This window comes from Dinghuibacter silviterrae, assembly GCF_004366355.1.
GTDB lineage: Bacteria > Bacteroidota > Bacteroidia > Chitinophagales > Chitinophagaceae > Dinghuibacter > Dinghuibacter silviterrae.
The window spans coordinates 83,511-98,353 of the sequence record NZ_SODV01000001.1; the positions used below are offsets into that span (position 1 = coordinate 83,511).

Annotated in this window: 18 protein-coding genes; 15 read left to right on the plus strand and 3 right to left on the minus strand. The window is 54.0% G+C overall.

Annotation, left to right across the window (positions count from 1 at the left end; genetic code table 11):
- Genes EDB95_RS00435 through EDB95_RS00475 form a run of 9 tightly spaced genes read left to right on the plus strand, consistent with a single transcriptional unit; the run spans position 1 to position 7,215 of the window.
- Positions 1–1,449 (plus strand): HAMP domain-containing sensor histidine kinase, encoded by a 1,449-nt coding sequence (locus tag EDB95_RS00435; protein WP_133989494.1) that lies wholly within the window; start codon positions 1–3, stop codon positions 1,447–1,449.
- A gap of 1 nt (position 1,450) precedes the next feature.
- Complete coding sequence (locus EDB95_RS00440) at positions 1,451–2,218, plus strand: helix-turn-helix domain-containing protein (RefSeq protein ID WP_133989496.1); 768 nt, start codon at positions 1,451–1,453, stop codon at positions 2,216–2,218.
- A 52-nt stretch (positions 2,219–2,270) separates the two neighbouring features.
- On the plus strand, positions 2,271–3,761 hold the full coding sequence (locus EDB95_RS00445; protein ID WP_133989498.1) for an FAD-dependent monooxygenase: 1,491 nt from the start codon (positions 2,271–2,273) through the stop codon (positions 3,759–3,761).
- A 53-nt stretch (positions 3,762–3,814) separates the two neighbouring features.
- Positions 3,815–4,147, plus strand: a complete 333-nt coding sequence (locus tag EDB95_RS00450) for an ArsR/SmtB family transcription factor (protein ID WP_133989500.1) — start codon at positions 3,815–3,817, stop codon at positions 4,145–4,147.
- A 10-nt stretch (positions 4,148–4,157) separates the two neighbouring features.
- Entirely contained in the window at positions 4,158–4,610 is a 453-nt protein-coding gene (locus EDB95_RS00455; protein ID WP_133989502.1) for an arsenate reductase ArsC, read from the plus strand.
- Positions 4,611–4,616: 6 nt separating this feature from the next.
- Positions 4,617–5,345, plus strand: coding sequence for an arsenite methyltransferase (locus EDB95_RS00460; protein ID WP_133989504.1), 729 nt, complete (start codon positions 4,617–4,619; stop codon positions 5,343–5,345).
- Positions 5,345–5,989, plus strand: a complete 645-nt coding sequence (locus EDB95_RS00465; RefSeq protein ID WP_133989506.1) for an aquaporin — start codon at positions 5,345–5,347, stop codon at positions 5,987–5,989. Before EDB95_RS00460 ends, EDB95_RS00465 begins: the two co-directional genes overlap by 1 nt.
- The gene (locus tag EDB95_RS00470) at positions 5,989–6,726 is read left to right on the plus strand and encodes a metallophosphoesterase family protein (protein ID WP_133989508.1); all 738 of its coding nucleotides are present in this window, start codon (positions 5,989–5,991) and stop codon (positions 6,724–6,726) included. The genes EDB95_RS00465 and EDB95_RS00470 overlap by 1 nt, the downstream gene beginning before the upstream one ends.
- On the plus strand, positions 6,727–7,215 hold the full coding sequence (locus EDB95_RS00475; RefSeq protein WP_133989509.1) for a GNAT family N-acetyltransferase: 489 nt from the start codon (positions 6,727–6,729) through the stop codon (positions 7,213–7,215). It begins immediately after the preceding gene.
- 16 nt (positions 7,216–7,231) lie between these two features.
- Here EDB95_RS00475 and EDB95_RS00480 read toward each other — a convergent pair whose 3' ends face one another.
- Entirely contained in the window at positions 7,232–8,488 is a 1,257-nt protein-coding gene (locus EDB95_RS00480) for a cytochrome P460 family protein (protein WP_133989511.1), read from the minus strand.
- A gap of 248 nt (positions 8,489–8,736) precedes the next feature.
- Here EDB95_RS00480 and EDB95_RS00485 point away from each other — a divergent pair, with 248 nt between their 5' ends.
- The 6 genes from EDB95_RS00485 to EDB95_RS00510 all read left to right on the plus strand — a co-directional run bounded on the left by EDB95_RS00485 (position 8,737) and on the right by EDB95_RS00510 (position 13,667).
- Positions 8,737–9,651 carry a LytR/AlgR family response regulator transcription factor gene (locus EDB95_RS00485; protein WP_246073419.1) on the plus strand — a complete coding sequence of 305 codons (915 nt, stop codon included), beginning with the start codon at positions 8,737–8,739 and terminating at the stop codon, positions 9,649–9,651.
- Between the two features lie 18 nt (positions 9,652–9,669).
- Complete coding sequence (locus EDB95_RS00490; RefSeq protein WP_133989515.1) at positions 9,670–10,593, plus strand: DUF5996 family protein; 924 nt, start codon at positions 9,670–9,672, stop codon at positions 10,591–10,593.
- A gap of 8 nt (positions 10,594–10,601) precedes the next feature.
- Positions 10,602–11,138, plus strand: a complete 537-nt coding sequence (locus EDB95_RS00495; RefSeq protein ID WP_262710530.1) for a dihydrofolate reductase family protein — start codon at positions 10,602–10,604, stop codon at positions 11,136–11,138.
- A 67-nt stretch (positions 11,139–11,205) separates the two neighbouring features.
- On the plus strand, positions 11,206–12,549 hold the full coding sequence (locus EDB95_RS00500) for a YeiH family protein (protein WP_133989519.1): 1,344 nt from the start codon (positions 11,206–11,208) through the stop codon (positions 12,547–12,549).
- A 3-nt stretch (positions 12,550–12,552) separates the two neighbouring features.
- Positions 12,553–12,771 carry a hypothetical protein gene (locus EDB95_RS00505; protein WP_133989520.1) on the plus strand — a complete coding sequence of 73 codons (219 nt, stop codon included), beginning with the start codon at positions 12,553–12,555 and terminating at the stop codon, positions 12,769–12,771.
- Between the two features lie 2 nt (positions 12,772–12,773).
- Positions 12,774–13,667 (plus strand): sugar phosphate isomerase/epimerase family protein, encoded by an 894-nt coding sequence (locus EDB95_RS00510; RefSeq protein WP_133989522.1) that lies wholly within the window; start codon positions 12,774–12,776, stop codon positions 13,665–13,667.
- A gap of 49 nt (positions 13,668–13,716) precedes the next feature.
- Here EDB95_RS00510 and EDB95_RS00515 read toward each other — a convergent pair whose 3' ends face one another.
- Together EDB95_RS00515 and EDB95_RS00520 are read right to left on the minus strand one after the other, a co-directional pair.
- The gene (locus EDB95_RS00515) at positions 13,717–14,226 is read right to left on the minus strand and encodes a hypothetical protein (protein ID WP_133989524.1); all 510 of its coding nucleotides are present in this window, start codon (positions 14,224–14,226) and stop codon (positions 13,717–13,719) included.
- Positions 14,213–14,800 carry a DUF6915 family protein gene (locus EDB95_RS00520; protein WP_394346378.1) on the minus strand — a complete coding sequence of 196 codons (588 nt, stop codon included), beginning with the start codon at positions 14,798–14,800 and terminating at the stop codon, positions 14,213–14,215. Before EDB95_RS00520 ends, EDB95_RS00515 begins: the two co-directional genes overlap by 14 nt.
- Positions 14,801–14,843: the final 43 nt, after the last annotated feature.

Genomic DNA, 14,843 nt, shown 5'->3' on the forward strand with positions numbered 1-14,843 from the left:
ATGAAGAGCAACCTCCTTTTCTGGAAAATAACGGGTGTCTTTACCTCCCTGCTGGTCATCCTGGGCGTCACCTACATCGTCGTCGCTTCCTGGATGGCGAAACGGAATTTCAATGCCATCAACGAACAACTATACGGCGATATCGCCCCCCACCTGGCCAGTTCCACCCATCCGCTGAAAGACGGCAAACCCGACACCGCCGTCACCCACGACATCATCCACTCCATTATGGTCATCAACCCCAGCGTGGAAGTCTACCTGCTGGATACCACGGGCAGGATCATAGATTTTGTCGTCCCGGACCGGTCCGTCAGGATCCCCCGGGTCGACCTCCACCCCATCCAACAATATATCAGCGAACAAGGCAGGAAGTACCTCACCGGCGACAACCCCAAAAACCCTCAGCAAAAAAGCATTTTCTCCGCCGCACCCATCTTCGACGGCCCCCTCCTGAAAGGCTATGTCTATGCCATCCTCGCCAGCGAGAAACAGTCTCAGATCGCTGCCGCCCTGAACCACAATTTCTTCTACAGCCTGGGCACCGTCCTTTTTTTCTGCACCCTTGTCGGGGCCTTCCTGGTCGGTGTCGTTATCTTCTACCTGATCACCGGCAGCATCCGCCGCATGTCCGCCATCGTCAACCGTTTTAAGGACGGTGACCATACGGCACGAATCGAAGGCGACCTTGGCATCCTCGCCACCACCTTTAATGAAATGGCCGATACCATCGTGGACAACATGCAACAACTGTCTTCCATGGACAAACTCCGGCAGGAGCTCATCGCCAACGTCTCCCATGACCTCCGCAGCCCCCTGGCCATCACGCAGGGCTACGTAGAAACCCTTATGATTAAGGGCAACGACATCACCGGGATCGAAAAAGACCGTTACCTGGCCATCATCCTGAACAGCCTGAAAAAACTCTCGCATCTTGTCGGACAGCTCTTTGAATATTCCAAACTGGAAGCCAACCAAATCCGTCCCAATAAAGAACCCTTCCTCATGACCGACCTGGTATCCGACATGGTCCAGCACTACGATATAATCGCCAGGGGCAAAGACGTGACACTCCGCCTTGAAGCCCCCCGGGACCTCCCCCCCGTACTGGCCGACATCGCGCTGGTGGAACGTGCCATCCAGAATCTGCTGGACAATGCGTTGAAATTCACACCGCCCAAGGGCAAGATCACCATCACCCTCCTGGCCAAAACCAAAGGAGTGGAAATAGCGATAGCGGACACGGGAACCGGTATTCCCCTCAAAGACCAGCCCTACATATTTGAGCGATACAAACAATTCCCCGCCCATGAATTGCAAAACAAGGAGGGGATGGGCCTGGGTCTGGCCATTGTAAAGAAAATCATCGAACTTCACCATTCGGTGATCAATATCCGCAGCCTTCCGGGCTCCGGCACCGTGTTTTGGTTTCAATTACCGACAACAGCCTAAAATGCACCACGAAGAATTTGACCCTCCCGAAGCGCTCCGCAACACCATAAAGTGCTTCTGGTACAACAGAAAAGACTTCGGAGAACAACCATCGAATTTTGAGGTAGTGCCGGACAGCTATGCCGAAATTATCTTTTATTTCGGCGGTCCCTGTAGTATGTCTTCTGACCGAGAACCATTGCCATCTCCATTTATGATGGGGCTGCTCCATCAGCCCGTTGTTTTTTACACCCAAAACCATATAGAGATCATTGGCATCAGGTGCTTTCCGTGGACGGTGCTCGATTTACTCGGATTACCGGCTGGCAAAGACGGGGTGCGCATATTTGAGCATCCTATTGCCCAGCTTCAACCCGCGCTGAACAACTGGATTCAGGCCGGCAAGATAGACGAAGCGCTGGCCCGGGTAAAACAGTTTTTCCTGCAGGCACAGTCGCAGGTGACCATGGAAAGTATGTTATTCAAAGCGGGCGCCGCTATGCGGGAAGCAAACGGTACCCTTCCGGTCAGCGGAGTCGCGGAGGCCGCTCATGCGACGGTTCGTACCTTGGAAAGGAAATTCAAGGAATCCTCCGGCCATACGGTGAAAGACGTGTCCGGCCTGATGCGCTTTGAGCAGGTGCGGAATCGATTATGGCATTATCCGGATTCCAACCTTGCCGGCCTGGCCCATGAGCTGGGCTATACGGATCAATCCCACCTCGGCAGGGAATTCAAACGCTACAGCGGCACGACGCCGGCGGCCTTCGCGCGGAAAAAGAAACCATGATTTTGTCGCATTTATACTAGCCTGACACAGCGGCACCCCGGAATTTTGCGGTATGAAACACGACGTTATTATCTCCGGGGCCGGCCCGGTGGGTCTTTTCCTTGCCTGCGAACTGGCCCTGGCGGGCTGCTCCGTCCTGATACTGGAAAAGGCGGAGCATCCGCACTCCCCCTTAAAGCAGCTTCCTTTCGGGATACGGGGGCTCTCGGCGCCTACGATTGAAGCGCTTTACCGCCGGGGGTTGCTCCACGAGCTGGAGGTACCCAAACGCCTCAAAAACCCCCACTCCGGCGCCGTGCAAGGGCCGCGTCGTCAAGTGGGACACTTCGCCGGCATTCCGTTTCACGAAGGCAATATCGACACCACACAGTGGAAGTATCGCCTGCCCGGCGACACCGACACCAGTATAATAGCTGAAATGAAAGAGTTGGAAACGGTGCTGACCCGCCGTGCAGAAGCCCTGGGCGTAGCCATAAAGCGAGGGATTGCCGTAACCGGCTTTCACCAGACCAGGAACGGGGTAACCGTTCAGACAACCGACCAGATATTTCAAAGCAGTTGGCTCGTAGGCTGTGATGGAAGTCGTAGCACTGTCCGCAAAGCCGGCGGTTTTGACTTCGCCGGTACGGAACCGGCATTCACCGGCTATTCCACCCAGGTGGACATCGTTGACCCGGAGAAACTCAGACCAGGCCGAAACGTTACAGCCCAAGGCATGTACCTGCAATCACAACCAGGGTACCTGGTCCTGCAAGATTTTGATGGAGGGGCATTTCATAAAGAAGGAGCGCCCCTCACGCTCGAACACGTTCAAGAGGTACTGCGCCGCGTCTCGAACACCGATGTTACGCTTAGCGCCCTGCATATCGCCACCACATGGACGGACAGGGCCCGGCAGGCGACGACCTACCGCAATGGACGGGTATTGTTGGCCGGGGATGCCGCACACATTCATGCGCCCTTGGGCGGCCAGGGACTCAACCTTGGGCTGGGTGATGCCATGAACCTGGGTTGGAAGCTCGCCGCCACCATCCACCACAAAGCGCCGGAAGGCCTGCTGGACAGTTATCATACCGAACGGCACCCCATCGGCGCCCAGGTGCTGGATTGGTCGCGCGCCCAGGCCGCCATTATGAAACCAAACCCCGAGGCCCGCGCGTTGCATGCAATTTTCCGCGATCTGATAGATACGCGCGATGGCGCTACCTATTTTGCCGGACGGGTGTGGGGCATATACACACACTACGACCTCGGCGGCGATCATCCTTTGGTAGGCCATAGCGTTCCAAACCTTGAGTGGGAAGATGGAACGAAGATAGGTGAGCTCATGTACGATGGCCGGGGGCTACTCCTGGACTTTAGTCCGGACAGGCCCCTGCAACCATTGGCCGGGGGCCGCCTTCATTATGTCCATCGTCCGGCAAAAGACCAGTTGGGCATGGCGGCGCTCCTTGTACGCCCCGATGGCATTGTCGCCTGGGCGGCCGATACCGCCCCCAGCCTCCGGCATGCCTCCGCTGCCGCCTCACGCTGGGGTCTTTAAATAAATTTTGTGCTTAGCCCTTTTTATCGTAACATTGCAATGAAACGATAATCATGGGCCTGACAAAATCCGAAATTTTCACCGACAAACAAAACAAACTCGCCTCCATGATGAAGGCGTTGGCTCACCCCGCGCGCATCGCCATCATTCAACACCTGATCAAGACCAGTGCCTGTATCAATGGCGACCTGGTCGAGGTCCTGGGCCTTGCGCAACCCACCATTTCACAACACCTGAAAGAGCTAAAAAACGCGGGCCTCATCCAGGGTACCATCGAAGGTACGAGCGTCTGCTACTGCATCGAACCCAAAACCTGGGCCATCTACCAAAAGGAAATCGGCGCCCTGTTCGCCGCCTATACCTGTGAAGAAAGCTGTAACTGTTAAAAACACCTTTATGGCAAGCCATTACCGAATCCTTTTCGTCTGTGTACACAACTCCGCCCGGAGTCAGATGGCGGAGGCCTTCCTGAAAAAATACGGCGACGACCTCTTTGAGGTGGAGAGTGCCGGCCTCACACCCGGAAGCATCAATCCCAATGTTGTCGAGGTCATGAATGAGGTGGGTATCGACCTCAGCCAAAGGATCACCCAGGACGTTTACGACCTGCTCCGGAAAGGCCGGATTTATAATGCCCTTATCACGGTCTGCGACCAGGCCATCGCCGAACGCAGCCTCATGTTTCCCGGCATGACCAAACGCCTTACCTGGACCTTCCCCGATCCTTCGGCCTTTCAAGGGGAACACGAGGAGGTCCTCGAACAAACCCGGAAAGTCCGGGATGAGATCGAAGAAAGCGTAAAAAACTTCGCCGAGGAAGCCCGGCACGTCAGCTATTGGATTAAATAATTCATCATGCAGACAACAGAAGAAATAAAGGACCTGGTCCGCGAGAAATACAGCGCGATAGCCTCCTGCTGCGGCTCCGGCTGTTGCTCCATCGAGACCGCCAACATCATGAGCGACGATTACAGCACCCTGGAAGGCTACAACCCCGACGCCGACCTGGGCCTGGGGTGCGGCCTGCCCACTCAATTCGCCCGGATCAAAAAGGGCGACGTGGTGATCGACCTCGGCTCCGGTGCCGGCAACGACTGTTTTGTCGCCCGTGCGGAGACCGGGGAGACCGGCAAGGTCATCGGCATCGACTTCACACCCGCCATGATTGAGAAAGCCCGGGCCAATGCTGAAAAACTCGGTTTCAACAATGTCGAGTTCCGCCAGGGGGATATTGAAAAAATGCCCGTCACCTCAAATGTCGCCGACGTCATCGTCTCCAACTGCGTCCTGAATCTGGTCCCCAATAAATATGGTGTCTTACAGGAAATCTTTCGCGTCCTGAAACCCGGCGGCCATTTCAGCATATCCGACATTGTCCTTTCGGGCGAACTACCCGGCGAGATCCGCGAATCCGCCGAAATGTATGCCGGGTGCGTGGCAGGGGCCATCCAGAAGACCGAGTACCTGGGTCTGATCGAGGCCGCCGGCTTTACCGGGATCAACCTCCAGAAGGAAAAGCCCATCATCATCCCCGACGTCTCCGGTATATACAGCGTCACCGTCTACGCGGAAAAACCCGTTTAATGCTACGAAAATCCCTCTCGGAAATAATAGGAACATTCGCGTTAGTCTTTTGCGGAACAGGTGCCATCGTCATTGACAAGCAAACCGGAGGCGCGGTAACGCATGCCGGTGTCGCCATTACCTTCGGGCTGGTGGTCATGGCCATGATCTATGGCCTGGGGGAAATATCCGGCGCACACCTGAACCCTGCCGTTAGTATTGCCTTTACCCTTGCCGGCAGGTTACCCATGAAAGCATTATGGCCTTACATAGCCAGCCAATTGACAGGCGCGCTGCTGGCAAGCCTGACGCTTCGCCTCCTCTTCCCTTCGAACGCACTCCTGGGCGCGACAATGCCGGCCGGGACAGCCCTGCAATCCTTCATCCTGGAAGTCATCCTCACCTTCTTCCTGATGCTGGTGATCATGGGGGTATCCACCGGTCCAAAGGAACAGGGCTTATTTGCGGGCATCGCCATAGGCTCCGTGGTGTTACTGGAGGCAATGTTTGCCGGACCGATCTGCGGCGCTTCGATGAATCCGGCCCGATCGCTGGCTCCCGCCGTTGTATCCGGCCATTTGGAATATCTATGGGTCTACCTTACCGCCCCCGTCGCAGGTGCAGCCATCGCCATACCTATCTGGAAATATTTAAACACAAAATAATGACCATCGCGCTCTTCTCCGACATACATGCCAACCTCCCCGCCCTCGAAGCCTTTTTCAATGACGTAGAAGCAAGAAGGCCCGACGCCATCTATTGCCTGGGTGACCTTGTGGGTTATAACATCTGGCCCAATGAAGTCATCAATGAAGTCCGCCGCCGCGGCATCCCCACGATTGCCGGTAACTATGACTTCGGCATCGGCCGCACCAGTGACGACTGTGGTTGTGCCTACAAAACCGTTGAAGAAAAGGCCAATGGTGCCGTATCCATATCTTTTACCAACCAGATTGTCAAGGTCGAGGAACGCGCATACCTGCGCACGCTGCCGGCCCACATCAAAGTAGAATTCCAGCTCAACCACGACAAGCTCAACCTCCTCCTCGTCCACGGCAGCCCCCGAAAGATTAACGAATACCTCTTCGAAGACCGGGACGAAAAAAGCCTCCTGCGCATCATGCATGACGCCGGCGCCGACATCATGTGCTTCGGCCACACCCACAAACCCTACCACCGTGTGCTGAATGACGCCGGCCACTACCGCCACGCCATCAACATCGGTTCCGTAGGCAAGCCTAAAGACGGCGATCCACGAGGCGGCTACGTCCTGCTGCACATAGACAACGACATCCAGGTGGAATTCGTCCGCTTCACCTACGACATCGAAAAAGCCGCAAAAGCCGTGGAAGACAGCCCCCTTCCCAACGCATACGCCGACGCCTTACGCCAAGCACATTAAATGATGACCATCACCCCCCTCCTCCCCGAACACTGGCCCGTCGTCAAAGCCATCTATGAGGACGGTTTGGCCACCGGACAGGCCAGCTTCCAAACCAGCGCCCCCGGCTGGGAGGAATGGGACAAATCCCACCTGATCCATAGCCGTCTCGTTGCAAAAAATAGCGGCACCATTGTCGGGTGGGTCGCGCTTAGCCCGGTTTCCGGGCGTTGCGTATATGCAGGGGTGGCCGAGGTAAGCATCTATATTGCCGCCGGCCATCGGGGCCTGGGCATTGGCAAGACGCTGCTGGAAGCGCTGGTAGAAGAAAGCGAAGCCCACGGCATCTGGACCCTCCAGGCCGGCATCTTCCCCGAAAACACCCCCAGCCTCCGGTTACATGAGGGCGCCGGGTTCCGCCAGGTCGGCATCCGGCAGCGCATCGGCAAGATGGGCGACCGCTGGCGCGATACCGTTTTGTTAGAGAGAAGAAGTGAAAAAGTAGGATGATTTGAGATGACGGCAATCACGGCGCCACCGCCATCCTTTCCCCGGCAATAGCCGAAACCCGGTTTCCCCCCCTCAAAGGTGTACCTTTATACATTGTATACACCGGTTGACCGTCTACCCAAAACGCCAGCCGCTCGACAGAAAGGATTCTTTCCGGAATATTGGCACCGGTCCACCGTTCATCAGGCTGCTGCCTCCAGGTCACCTCATACAAAAGGGCGCCCCCGGGGTAATGACCGTCGCTGTGGCTGCCGGCATACGCAAATGCCGCGTCGTTGCCATACAACATGGACATCGTGCTGTCGTTGGAGTGGACCATGCCGGTGATGGTGTGCAGCAACAAAGGGTTTTCCGGCAGCTCGTCCGCAAAGCTACGGTCCAAAGGCCTTGTAAATACAAAATCATTGTCATGCATGGGCTGGTGACAAGTGACGCATTCCGTGGCAAAAAGCCGGTTGGCGCCATAAGGTTTCAGACTGTCCCCCCGCCAGCGCGCCCAGCCCCAACCCGCCGTTTTTGCATATTTTTTGGCGTCTTTTATCATAAACTCCACCTGGAAGAAGGCCCCCGCTGTCACACGGCCATCCGCGTGTACCTGTTCTTTCCACGCGGTTTTGGCAAAAATGGTCCCATCCGGCCAGACGTTTGTTTGATGCGCTTGTATGGCTTTCACAGCAATATCATTGGCAAAAATGATCCGCAGGGTCCCATTGTCAAACCGGTCGGAAGTATTCAATACCTGCCAGCTGCGATAGCCGGGAACATAGGCAATGCCATTGGGCGCCGGTTTTGCCGCGGCAAGGGAGACCGGTGTCACCACTTCCGCGGTATCGGTTAATATTCGCGGCGTTCGTGACAAGGTATATTTCTTTAGTATATCTACCTCCTCCGGGCTTAACCGGGCGGGGCCGTGCACAAACGTATAGGCCGGCAGCGGCATCCCCTTCTCCAACACCTTGTTCAGTGCATAATATAAGGTGCTGTTTTGTGCGGGGGTCGCCATGGAATCCCAATTGGAGAAATCAAGGGCTTTGCGTCCATCCCGGACATCCCGGTATACCAAAAAATTGACCGGGCTTATCTGGTCGTACCAGCGCAGGTTGGTTTGGGACGAATGGCAGTCGAAACAGGATTTCCGGAGGATGTCATCGACCTCTTTGGGAACCCCTGCCAGGTCACCCACCGGTGCACTGGCTATTTTTTCCGGACGAACCAACTGCATCAACCCGAAAAATCCGCCGACGACAGCGGCGATAATGAGGACTTTTTTCATACTTCAAAATTGCTCATAATCATTGGGTTACTAGATCCGATAGTCGTGAAAGGGATAAAATTGCTCCCGAAGAAGAATATCGGGCCGCGAAAGGGAAGTGCTTAATTTAGCCCATCGTAAAAGATATGGAAAAAGTCAGGCTATACATATTATTATTTGTCGGCATAAGCATAGTCACGCTTGTAGCAGGGATCGGTGCGTGTAGTTATTGTTACCATACAGCCCGGGAAGCAATCTGGAACCATAAAATGGAATCGGGCCGGCGTGAAACCCGCGAAATCGGCCGGCTGTTGGAAGAACAACTTGACAATGGACAACCTCCTCAAAAAGTCATTGACAACCTCCAGCAGAGTATCGTCAATACCGATGCGCAAAGCGAGTTTGTATGCATGTACGACACCAACGGCATCGAGCTTTGCCATCCCGATCCGGCCCTCGTCGGGCAAAAGATCGACGCGGGTAACTCGCTGTTTATCCGGAACGGCAGCCCGGCGCCCTTCAGCGACATCCTGCATCTGGGGAAAGCCGGCACGGGGCTGCGGAGCTTCCCGGTGGCAAAACACCGCAGCTCGGAAATCGTAACCGTCTATCCCGTGAAAGGCAGCGATTGGATGGTGGCCGCGCACGCCAATGTGACAGTATTGCAGGCACAACTGGACAACCTCTACCACCAGTTTATGGTCGGCATCATTTTGATGGTATTACTGATCTCGGGCAGTTGTTTTTTGCTGATAAGGCTGATCTATGGGAAATACGAACGGCAAATGGACCAGGAAATCCTCCGGCTCAATAAAGACCTTGCGGCAAAAAAAGTCGCCGAAAGCACCCGCAAACGGCTGGTGACCTACCAACGGGATGAAATGGTATCTTTAGAAGTCGGCGACATTGCGTTTATCTTCTTATCGGAAAACAGCGTCTTTGTGCAAACGTTCCTGAACCAGCGCCACACCGTGAACACCAGCCTCGATGAATTGATGAAACAACTGGACAACGACATTTTTTACCGCGCCAACCGACAGTGTATCGTGAACGTCAATGCCATCAAGACCATCCTGGTCTACGGCAAGAACCAACTGCAACTGGTCATGCATCCCCAGGCGCCCGAGGAGATCATCATCAGTAAGAACAAAGCAGCCGAATTTAAAGACTGGCTGGATCGATAATGTAACAAAACGAAAAATATGACGCCCTGGCCTCTTCTGAATTTCGACCGGTATAGAGATACACTGGAGACAGTCCATCTCTGGACACAGATCGTAGGCAAGATACGGCTCCGGCAAATGCCCTGGCTGAACCACTCCTGGCATGTCACCTTGTACGTAAACCCCCGCGGTCTCACGACCGGCACCATGCCCTATACGGGCGGCACCTTCGAGATCCTCATGGATTTTGTCGGTCACGAAGTGAAAGTCGCCACTAATGATGGCGCCACCCGCAGCATACCCTTATATCCACGTTCAGTGGCCGACTTCTACGCGTCGCTTTTGGATATGCTCCACAACCTGGGCATTGATGTCAGGATATTTGGAAAGCCGAATGAAATTGCCGGCGCCATCCCTTTCGCCGAAGACCATCTGCATGCCAGCTATGACAAGCAGGAGATGCATCTTCTTTTCCAGGCGCTCGCAAAGACGGATGTTGTCTTCAACCGGTTCCGGGCCGGGTTCAGGGGCAAGGTAAGCCCGATCCACTTCTTCTGGGGCGCCTTCGATCTGGCGGTCACCCGCTTCTCAGGCCGAAAGGCGCCCATACACCCGGGCGGGATGCCCAATATACCGGACGATGTCATGCAGGAAGCCTACTCCCATGAAGTCAGCAGTTGCGGTTTCTGGCCGGGCTCCGGCGATTTTCCGACGCCGGTCTTTTATTCCTATTGTTATCCGACGCCCCCCGACTTTGGCCGCCAGCCCGTCGAGCCTTCGGAGGCTTATTACAGCGAGGCCATGGGCGAATTCTTTCTTCCTTATGAAGCCGTGCGGCAATCCACCGACCCCGAAGCCACGCTGATGCGGTTTCTGAAGGCGACGTACCGCGCGGCTGCCGTCACCGGGCACTGGGACGAGAGCCTTGAATGCGATCTCACACATTATAAAAGGCCGTTATAAAAATAACGATACATATCGTCTCCAGCCTTGACGGCATCATTGCCAAAAGAGACAACAGTGTGTCCTGGTTCGACACACCGGAACACTATGAAAAAGGAACAACCGTCAGCCAGGAGGAGGCGGCAGCCTTTCTCAAAACGATCGATTGCTATGTCATGGGCGCCCGGACCTATGAACACGCCCTGGAGCTTTCAAAATCTTACGGTTGGGCTTATGGCAACGTACCGGTCATTGTCCTGACGCATAGGAACCTTCCTATGGACAGACCACACATCGACATCTATTCGGGTGACTTAAAAAAACTTGTCCACGAACGATTACAACCCAGATACAAGAACGTCTGGGTCGTCGGCGGGGCTATGCTGGTCAGGGATTTCATCCGTGCAAAGCTCGCCGACGACATCAGGTTGACCGTTGTGCCCGTTATATTGGGGGACGGGACCCCGCTTTTTGACCACCTGGAACAAGAACAAGCCTTACACCTGAAAGACGTGAACGCCTACAAAAACGGAATGGTGGAGCTTTGGTACGGCCTCAGAAAATAATACCCCACTGATTTTGTAGACTTATTATTTTTCCTGTATCTTTCGGTAAACAAATGAAACCACGCTTATGAAATCCTGGTCAAAGGAAGACTGGTGGGCTGTTTGGCTTGGTCTGGGGATCATTATCCTGGCCTATATCTTTTATCTGGGCGGCTCCAGCATTTCCTGGATCGCGGTGGCACCGGCCAAATGGTCGACCCTGTCACAACTGGGGACGCAACTTTCGGCAACAGCACCCCGGTACCTCGCTTTGCTCGGCGCCTGCCTGATCCTTTTCACGATCGTGACGTCCTTTATCGGGCAAAAACCAAAGGAATTCATCCCGTCATTTATCCTTGTTTTTGTTCTTTCGACGATTATCTATTTCGTGGGTGCCTGGGACCAGGCCAGTCGTTATAACCTGGAACCTCCGCTGGTGGCCCTCTTGCTAGGACTTCTCCTGTCAAACGTCATCGGGTTACCCCGCTGGCTCGATGCCGGTTTCCGGGTCGAGTTTTATATAAAACTGGGCATTGTCCTGCTGGGCGCCACCCTGCCTTTCACGCTCATCATCTGGGCCGGGCCGGTGGCAATTTTACAAGCCTCCGTCGTGTCCATCATCACCTTTTTGACCATCTTCTTCACGGCCCGGAAGCTGGGGCTGGATCACCGCCTGGCGGCAGTGCTGGGCGCGGGTGGCGCTGTCTGCGGCGTGTCCGCTTCGATTGCCGTTGCCGGCGCCGTGCGGGCTAAGAAAGAGCATCCCCCTATTGCCATAAGCCTTGTCGTCTTTTGGGCGATCATCTTCATTTTCGCGTTGCCGCTGGTATCACGGGTGCTCCACCTGCCGACAGGCGTAGGCGGCGCCTGGATCGGAACATCGGAATTCGCGGACGCAGCCGGCCTGGCCGCGGCCCAATCTTATGGAAACCTGGCCGGTAAGGGTTTGGGTATTTCGGGTACGGCCGACCAGGCGCTGGCCTCCTACACTCTGATCAAAGTCATCGGCAGAGACATCTGGATCGGCATCTGGGCGTTTGTCCTGGCGTTCATTTCTGTTACCGTTTGGGAACGCACGGAGACCAACGCGAAGGCCGATGCCGGTCAGATATGGTGGCGCTTTCCCAAATTCGTCATCGGATTCCTAATAGCCTCGATACTAACGACCGTTATCGTCCATGGAAATACGCTCTCCGAATACAATAAAATAGTAAAACCCTCCCTGATCACGCCCATCACGTCACTGCGAACCTGGGCGTTCACCTTCAGCTTCCTGAGTATCGGGTTGACGACCCGGTTCCGGGAATTGGCGGGCGCCGGGGCCAAACCCATTATTGCGTTCACGATCGGGGTTATTGTAAACGTGGCCTTGGGCTATGTCCTCTCGGTCCTCATTTTTGGCCACTATTGGGCGGCGGTTGCCACCCATTGATGTATGAAAACGCCCGCCTGCCAACACTGCGCCCATTTCCAAAACGATCCGGCGCTGATCGAAAAGGCCTATCCGGGGCTCACGTCCCTGAGCTCGGGTTTTGCGTCCGTACGGGATCAGGACGGTTTCTGTGATTATCACCAACTTTACCTTTCCGCCAGGGACAACTGTCAGGATTTCATAGAAAATAATTTTACATTTACCCAAATTCAAAACGATTGACTATGCAAACCCGACGCACGTTTATAAAACAAGCCAGTCTGGCCACCACCGGGCTCCTCTTCACCCCGAAAATTCTGTTTCCCCCTTCCTCGCTTATAGGTCTTCAATTGTTCACCGTTCGCGACCAAATTGCAAAGGACCCCGAAGAAACCCTCGCCAAAATAGCCCAGATCGGCTATACTTCGGTGGAGCTTTTTGGCTATGGCAACGGCAAATTCTTTGGCCAGACCCCGGCACAATTCTTCGGGTTGCTCAAAAAATACAAGCTCGCCACCCCCAGCGGTCACTATATGATGGTCAACTACCTGACAAAAGGGGACATGGACGAACTAAAGGATAACATCGCCGCCGCCGCCGCCATGGGACACCGCTATTTCGTCATCCCCTTCTTACTGGACAATATGCGCACCAGCCTCGACGACTACAAACGACTGGCCGACAAGTTCAACGTCGCAGCGACGGAAGCCCGAAAAGCGGGCATGAAACTCGCCTACCACAACCACAACTTTGAATTCAAAGACTGGGGCGGTGGCAAAACCGGCTTCGACGTCTTTCTACACCAAACCGATCCGGCCCAGGTTTTCTTTGAAATGGACATGTACTGGGTCACCCGGGCCGGTCTCAGCCCCATACAGCTCATCAAAGACCATCCCGGCCGCTTCAAAATGTGGCACGTAAAAGACATGTCCGTAAAAGCAGACCCCAGCTACACCACCGGCGGACAGCAATACTTCGCCGAAGTCGGCACCGGCGTCATCGACTATAAAGAAATATTCCGCTACAAGAAAGAATCCGGTATGGAATACTTCTACGTCGAGCAAGACCAGGTCAGCCGCCCGGTGTACGATGCCATCTCCAACAGCTTTTCCTACGTCAAGGCCAACCTTGCCCGGTAAACGTTCCGGGTGGCCCTGGAGTCCAGAGCCACCCGGGTTTATAAGTTAACTAAAGAGCAAACAACGCAATATCATTGCTGTCCACTTCGACTTCCCCAAAAACCTCCTCGTCTGTGTCCTCGTTATAGTCAATGATTTCTTTCATGGTAGAGCTATACTTCGCCCTGACAAAATTATCGGCGATATAGATCACCCCATTTCCATTCATTTTAAATTCTCCGGCATCGGGTATATCCAATTTGTTCACGATATATTCCTCCAAATCCTCGGAAACATCCTCTTCCGTGATGTCATCATCAAAATGAACAAAAGCTTCATCACCACCGCTCTCCCAGGAAAAAACCAGGCTGGTCTTATCGCTTACGCGCTTTACAATCCAATCCTTAAGTTCCCTTTCGCCCGTTGCGATTCTTTCCATACGCTCTTTTTCCCGTCCCGCCATCAATACATTTATCCCGGTCCGGTTTGGAACGATCACCGGCTGCGCCCTCGCCGGGTCCTGTTTTTCGACACGATCTTGTCCAAACAACCGCGCAAAAAATTGTTTAATTGGATTCATTGTCAAGGTCTTTCAATTGTTTAATATCGGGGGTATACTGCCATCTGTCGACCAACTTAATATACGGCAGCAATTCATTAATACCGGTTGGTTGAAGATGGTATGCAAGTTCCAAGGCATAATCGATTCCCAGGAACTCCTTTGCAAGATAAATCCCAAAGTTGCTGTGCGTGATCATCAACGTGGACTTCAGCCCGGACATCAACAGCGGGCGCAACATAAATTCCTTCAATTTGGCATCTGCCGTCTGAACCGGCTTAATATGTCCAAGCAGGTCATCATCTACATATTTAAACCAGTTATTTAAAGTGGGGACAACCCCCAGCAAATCTTCTTTACAATGCTCCGCGGCAATATCGCGAACGAGCACTCTTCGCCCATCGGAATTACAAACAAATTCGCCAAACTTTTCGATGCATAAATCTATCCCATACGTATGGTGCAGAAGGATCCTATGCCTGATATCGAAGTAAAACAATTTGCTCGAATCCAAGAACTTATGGATAGGCAAGTAGTCTTCCGGGGTTCCCAGGAATTTTTTCCTTGACAAAAGGCTATGTTTCCAATAATTCATTTGACGCAGGTGCAGCTAAAATAAATGAAATATCGGATACCTT